This is a genomic window from Spirillospora sp. NPDC046719 (assembly GCF_040645715.1).
Classification (GTDB): Bacteria; Actinomycetota; Actinomycetes; order Streptosporangiales; family Streptosporangiaceae; genus Spirillospora.
This window is the reverse complement of sequence record NZ_JBEYYT010000563.1, coordinates 1-5,178: the sequence shown is the minus strand read 5'-3', so window position 1 is coordinate 5,178 and position 5,178 is coordinate 1. Positions and strand designations below refer to the sequence as shown.

At 73.7% G+C, this 5,178-nt stretch carries 6 protein-coding genes; 2 read left to right on the top strand and 4 right to left on the bottom strand.

Annotation, left to right across the window (positions count from 1 at the left end):
• Positions 1 to 19 precede the first annotated feature (19 nt).
• From ABZ914_RS46060 to ABZ914_RS46050, 3 genes are all read right to left on the bottom strand, one after another.
• Positions 20 to 274, bottom strand: a complete 255-nt coding sequence (locus ABZ914_RS46060; RefSeq protein ID WP_500200988.1) for a TFIIB-type zinc ribbon-containing protein — start codon at positions 272 to 274, stop codon at positions 20 to 22.
• A gap of 79 nt (positions 275 to 353) precedes the next feature.
• On the bottom strand, positions 354 to 1,280 hold the full coding sequence (locus tag ABZ914_RS46055; RefSeq protein ID WP_500200987.1) for a phosphotransferase family protein: 927 nt from the start codon (positions 1,278 to 1,280) through the stop codon (positions 354 to 356).
• Positions 1,281 to 1,310: 30 nt separating this feature from the next.
• The gene (locus tag ABZ914_RS46050) at positions 1,311 to 3,017 is read right to left on the bottom strand and encodes an AMP-binding protein (protein WP_500200986.1); all 1,707 of its coding nucleotides are present in this window, start codon (positions 3,015 to 3,017) and stop codon (positions 1,311 to 1,313) included.
• A 106-nt stretch (positions 3,018 to 3,123) separates the two neighbouring features.
• Here ABZ914_RS46050 and ABZ914_RS46045 point away from each other — a divergent pair, with 106 nt between their 5' ends.
• On the top strand, positions 3,124 to 3,969 hold the full coding sequence (locus ABZ914_RS46045; RefSeq protein ID WP_500200985.1) for an MBL fold metallo-hydrolase: 846 nt from the start codon (positions 3,124 to 3,126) through the stop codon (positions 3,967 to 3,969).
• 81 nt (positions 3,970 to 4,050) lie between these two features.
• Here ABZ914_RS46045 and ABZ914_RS46040 read toward each other — a convergent pair whose 3' ends face one another.
• Positions 4,051 to 4,542 (bottom strand): Lrp/AsnC family transcriptional regulator, encoded by a 492-nt coding sequence (locus ABZ914_RS46040; RefSeq protein ID WP_500200984.1) that lies wholly within the window; start codon positions 4,540 to 4,542, stop codon positions 4,051 to 4,053.
• A 106-nt stretch (positions 4,543 to 4,648) separates the two neighbouring features.
• On the opposite strand from ABZ914_RS46040, the gene ABZ914_RS46035 reads away from it, so the two are divergent.
• Positions 4,649 to 5,178, top strand: a 530-nt coding sequence (locus tag ABZ914_RS46035) for an MFS transporter (RefSeq protein ID WP_500200983.1), incomplete at its 3' end; no start/stop codon positions are given.

The window sequence follows — 5,178 nt, the reverse complement described above, 5'->3', positions numbered from 1 at the left end:
GGGGCGGGCCGCGTGCGGGTCAGGTCGAGAAGAGCATGTGGAAAACGCCGCCGTGGTGCCCGTGGTGGCCACCGTGGTGATGGTGGTGCACGGCGGGCGCCGGGGCGCCCCATCCGGGCGGCGGCGGAGCGGCCCGGTGCCGGGCCTCCATCTGGCTGAGGGCCTCGAGCTCGCCGTAGTCGAGGAAGATGCCCCGGCAGTTGTCACACTGCTCGATGTGGACGCCGCTGCGGTTGTAGGTCCGCATCAATCCATGACACTTAGGGCAGTGCATCGCCTTGTCGTCCTTCCGTTATGGATCCCCAGGTAGAGGCTAAACGTAGGGCGGGTTCCGCGCCACGTCACGCGGGCCGTCATGCCGCGCCCCCCGTCGCGGAGATTCTGCCGCAGGCGTCCACCATCGCCTGCTCCGGTCCGTCCAACGGGCGCTCATCCTCCCGTGCGGATATGACGCACGTGGCGGCGATCTGGATCGCCAGACTTCGCGCGGGCATGTCGAGGTGCGTCCAGGGGGCGCCGGCGTCCGGCACCGCGGGGCCGCCGGCCTCGACGTAGGCGTCGAGGAACCGCGCCCAATCGTCGGGGTGCAGGACGCCCGACAGGTACAGCGCGGCAGGGCGGGCGAGGTCCCATGCGGGGTCGCCCCTGCCGAGGTCCTCGATGTCTATCAGCCGCCAGCGGCCGTCCCGCGCGCGCACCATCTGGCCGAGATGCCAGTCGCCGTGAATGAGGCACTCCGCGTGCGCGGGACGCGCGTCGCCCGCTCCTTCACCGCGAATCCAGGCGGGCAGGGTGGCGAACGCGCGCCGCACCTCGTCCTCGGCAGGTCCGTCCCCGAGGCGCGCCACCTGCGCGGCCACGCGCGTGGGACGTCCCCAGGACGGTGCGTCCGCCGGTATGGGCGTGGAGTGGAGCGCGGCCAGAAGCCGTCCGGCGTCCTCCCACGGAAGCTCCTCGTGCGGATCCACCGGCTCCCCGTACGCGGAGAGCGTCACCGTACGGCCGTCCACGATCGACGGCGGACCGAGCGGCCCCAGCAGGAGGTCCGGCAGGGACGCCGCCACCTTGATGCGTTCGAGGAACGGCTCCCCGTAGTCGCGGTCGGGCTGATGCGCCTTCACCACGACGTCGCCCACCCGGACGACCAGCACGCCGTGACGGTCGTACAGCGTCTCCGGATCGAGCGGCGCGTCCGAAGCGCGCGCGGCGACGCGGGACGAGTCACCCCCGATCTCGACGAGCCGGGCGAAGAGCTCCGGCGGGGCGGTCTCGGTCTCCACGGGGACAGTCAACCACCCGGCGGGCGCCCCCTACGCCGGAGAATTCACCGATTCGTCGCGCAGCTTGCGCCGCACCACCTTCCCCAGGACGTTCCGCGGCAGGTCCGTGCGCGGGCGGAACTCGGCGGGCACCTTGTAGTGCGAGAGGTAGCGCTCGCAGTGCCGCCGCAGCTCGTCCGCCGAGAACGGGTAGGCGGGATGCTCCACCACGTGCGCGATGACGCGCTCCCCGCGCCGCTCGTCCGGCCCGCCGACCACGGCGCAGTCGTACACGGCGGGATGGCGCCGCAGGACCTTCTCCACCTCGGACGGGAAGACGCTGAAGCCGCTCACCTTGATCATGTCCCGCTGCCGTTCGAGGATGGTGATGAACCCGTCCTCGTCCATCACCGCGATGTCGCCCGTGCGGAGCCAGCCCTTGGACAGGGCCTGCGCGGTGGCCAGCGGCGCGTTCCAGTAGCCCGCGAACACCTGGGGGCCGCGCACCACCAGCTCGCCGACCTCCCCGGGAGGCAGGTCCCGCGTCGGCTCGTCGACGTCCACGATGACGGCGTCCGTCATCGGCAGCGGCAGCCCCACGGTCATGTTCCGGGCGCCGCCGCCCAGCGGGTTGCCGGTGACGGCCGGAGACGCCTCCGTCAGCCCGTAGCACTGGATCAGCCCGCGCGCCCCCAGCTCCTCGAAGCGGTCGAGCGTCCGCTGCCCCAGCGCCATCGCGCCGCAGATGTACACGCGCAGCGACCGCAGGTCCGACGGCCGGAACCGCGGGCTGTCCAGCAGCTGCTCGTAAAGCGTCGGCACGCCGGGGAACACCGTCGGACGGTACTTGCGGATGGCGCGCAGCACCCGGTCGCGGTCGAAGCGCGGGAGCAGCACCACCGCGCCCGCCGTCATCACCGGCGCGATGAGGCAGCTCATCAGGCCGAACGAATGGAACAGCGGCAGCACCCCGAGCGTCACGTCCTGCCCCTCGCGCCCGCCGACGTCCCAGGCGTGCTGCTGGCACGCGTTCGCGACGAGGTTGCGGTGCGTCAGCATGGCGCCCTTGGGGCGCCCCTCGGTCCCGCCCGTGTACTGGATCGCCGCCAGGTCCCGCGACGGTTCCACCGGAAGCTGCCGCACCTGCCGCTGCGGGATCCGCTGCAGCTCCTTGAACGGGACGACGCCCGCGTCGTCGGGCACGTCCGCGGTGATGGCCGCGCGGCGCCGCTGCGTCTGCACCAGCGGGAGCCGCAGCACGGCGCGCCTGGCCGGCGGCAGGTAGTCGACGAGCGAGGTGACGACGACGTGCTCCAGCCGCAGCCGGTGCCGCACCGCCCGCACCGTCGCGTAGGAACGATCCAGCACGACGGCGACCCGGGCGTCGCAGTCGGCGAGCTGGTGGAGCATCTCCTCCTCGGTGTACAGCGGGTTGTGCTGGACGGCGATCGCGCCCCTGCGCAGCACCCCGAAGAACGCGATCACCGCCTGCGGGCAGTTCGGCAGGATCAGCGCGACCCGGTCGCCGGGCTGGACGCCGAGCCGGTGCAGCCCGTCGGCGAACCGGTCCGCCGCGTCCCGCAGCTCCCGGTAGTCGAGCCGCCGGCCGAAGAAGACCAGCGCGGTCCGCCGCGGGTACCGCTCCGCGGCGTCGTCGAGCAGCCGGGTGACGGGGACGTCCGGGATCTCGATGTCGGTGGGAACCCCCGGCTGATACCTCCGCCGCCACGGGAGTGATCTTTGTGACGAGGGCCACATAATCGAGAATTCAACCACGACCCGCCCGATCCCGGAACTCGCCGCCGGACGCTTGGGGCGCCGTCCGCCGGGTAGGGGCATCGACCGGGATCGGAGAGGGGGAACGATGCCCGCGGAAACGGCCAGCCTGACCTTCGTCGGGAACGCGACGACGATCATCCGGTACGGCGGCGTCACGCTGCTGACCGACCCGAACTTCCTGCGCCGGGGCGAGCGCGCCGACCTCGGCTACGGCCTCACCAGCCGGCGGCTGAAGGACCCGGCGATCTCGGTGGACGAGCTGCCCGAGCTCAACGGCGTGGTGCTGTCCCACCTGCACGGCGACCACTGGGACCCCGTTGCCGAACGGTACCTCGACCGGGGGCTGCCGATCCTCACCACCGCGGCGGCGGCACGCGCGCTGAACAGCCGTGGGTTCAGCGCTGCGGAGGGGATGCGCACCTGGGAGACCGAGAGCGTCGCCAAGGGCGACCACTCGATCAGGATCACCGCGCTGCCCGGCCGGCACGCGCCCGGCCCGCTGAGCCGCCTCCTGCCGCCCGTCATGGGGTCGCTGCTGGAGTTCGGCCCGCCGGACGGCGAACCGAGGTTCCGGCTGTGCATCAGCGGCGACACGCTCATGTACGACGAGATCGGCGAGATCCGCCGCCGGTTCCCCGGCATCGACGCGGGCGTCGTGCATCTCGGCGGCACCCGGCTGCTCGGGCTGCTCACCGTCACCATGGACGGGCGCCAGGGCGCGCAGTGGCTGGAGACCACCGGCTGCGCGACCGCCGTCCCCGTCCACTACGACGACTACACGGTGATGAAGTCGCCGCTCTCGGACTTCGACAAGGAGGTGGGGCGGCGCGGGATGGCGGCCCGCCTGCGCCATGTCGAGCGCGGCGGCACCATCACGATCGGACCGGCGGCGAGCCGGACCCCGTCGCCCGCGCCGCACCCGGCGCGCTGACGGCCCGGCCTGCTGACGCCCCGGCCCGCTGACGGCCCGGCCCGCTGACGCCCCCGCCCGGACCGGCGGCACGCGGCGCCGTCAGCGGGTCCAGCCCTCGGAGGCGGTCACCGTCCGGGACTCCGGCGCCGGGGCCTCGACGGCGCGCGCCTCGTACGCGGTGGACAGCACGATGTGGGAGTTCATCTCGCCGTGCTCGCCGAGGCGCTCCAGCAGCCCTTCGAGGTGCGGCATGGACGCGACCCGCACCTTGAGCATCGAGCACCAGTTCCCGCTGAGCTTGTGCACCTCGGTGACCTCGGGCAGGTCCTCGGCGGTGGTGGTCTTCAGCAGGCAGCGGCCGAGGGCGCAGCGCATCTGCACGAACGCGGTGAGCGGCTGGCCGACGCGGGCCGGGTCGATCCGCGCCTGGTAGCCGGTGATCACCCCGGACTCCTCCAGCCGCCGGACCCGCTCGGCCACCGCGGGCGCCGACAGGTTGACGCGGGCCGCGAGCCGGTTGAACGACAGCCGCCCGTCGCGCTGGAGTTCGGTGATGATGCGCCAGTCCGTCCGGTCGAGCTCCCGATCCATCCGCAAGGCCCCTTTCCGGAATCGGCTTCCGAACGCCAGGCGGCGCGGAGCGAACACCATAGATCGTCCATTCATCCCGGCGCAGGACCTTTCTAGCGTCGAGGGCATGGATCAGACCCTCACCGCGCGCCCCGCACGGGCGCGCCCGATGGCGGCGCTGTGCGCGGGGACCGCCCTCATGAACGCGGCGATGTCGATGGCGAGCGCGGCGGGCACGCTGGCCGCCGCGGACCGGCTCGGCACCGGCTGGGGCGGCGTCCCCGCCACCGCCGGGATCGTCGGCCCGGGGGTGGGCGCGCTCGCGCTGACCCGCGCCGCGCGCCGCCTCGGCCGCCGCGCGGTGCTGGCCGGCGGGTACCTCGCCGCCGCGGCCGGCGCCTGCCTGGCCGCCGCCGGCGTCGCGCGCGGCGACCTGGCCGCCCTCTGCGCCGGGATGGCGATGCTCGGCCTCGGCAACGCCGGCGCGCAGCTCTCGCGGTACGCGGCGGCCGACCTGTACCCGCCGGGACGGCGGGGCTCCGCGATCGGCGTCGTCGTCTGGTCCGCCGCCGTCGGCGCGGTCGGCGGGCCGCTGCTGCTCGACCCGTCCGGCGGGCTCGCGCACGCCCTCGGCCAGCCGCACCGTGCGGGGCCCGT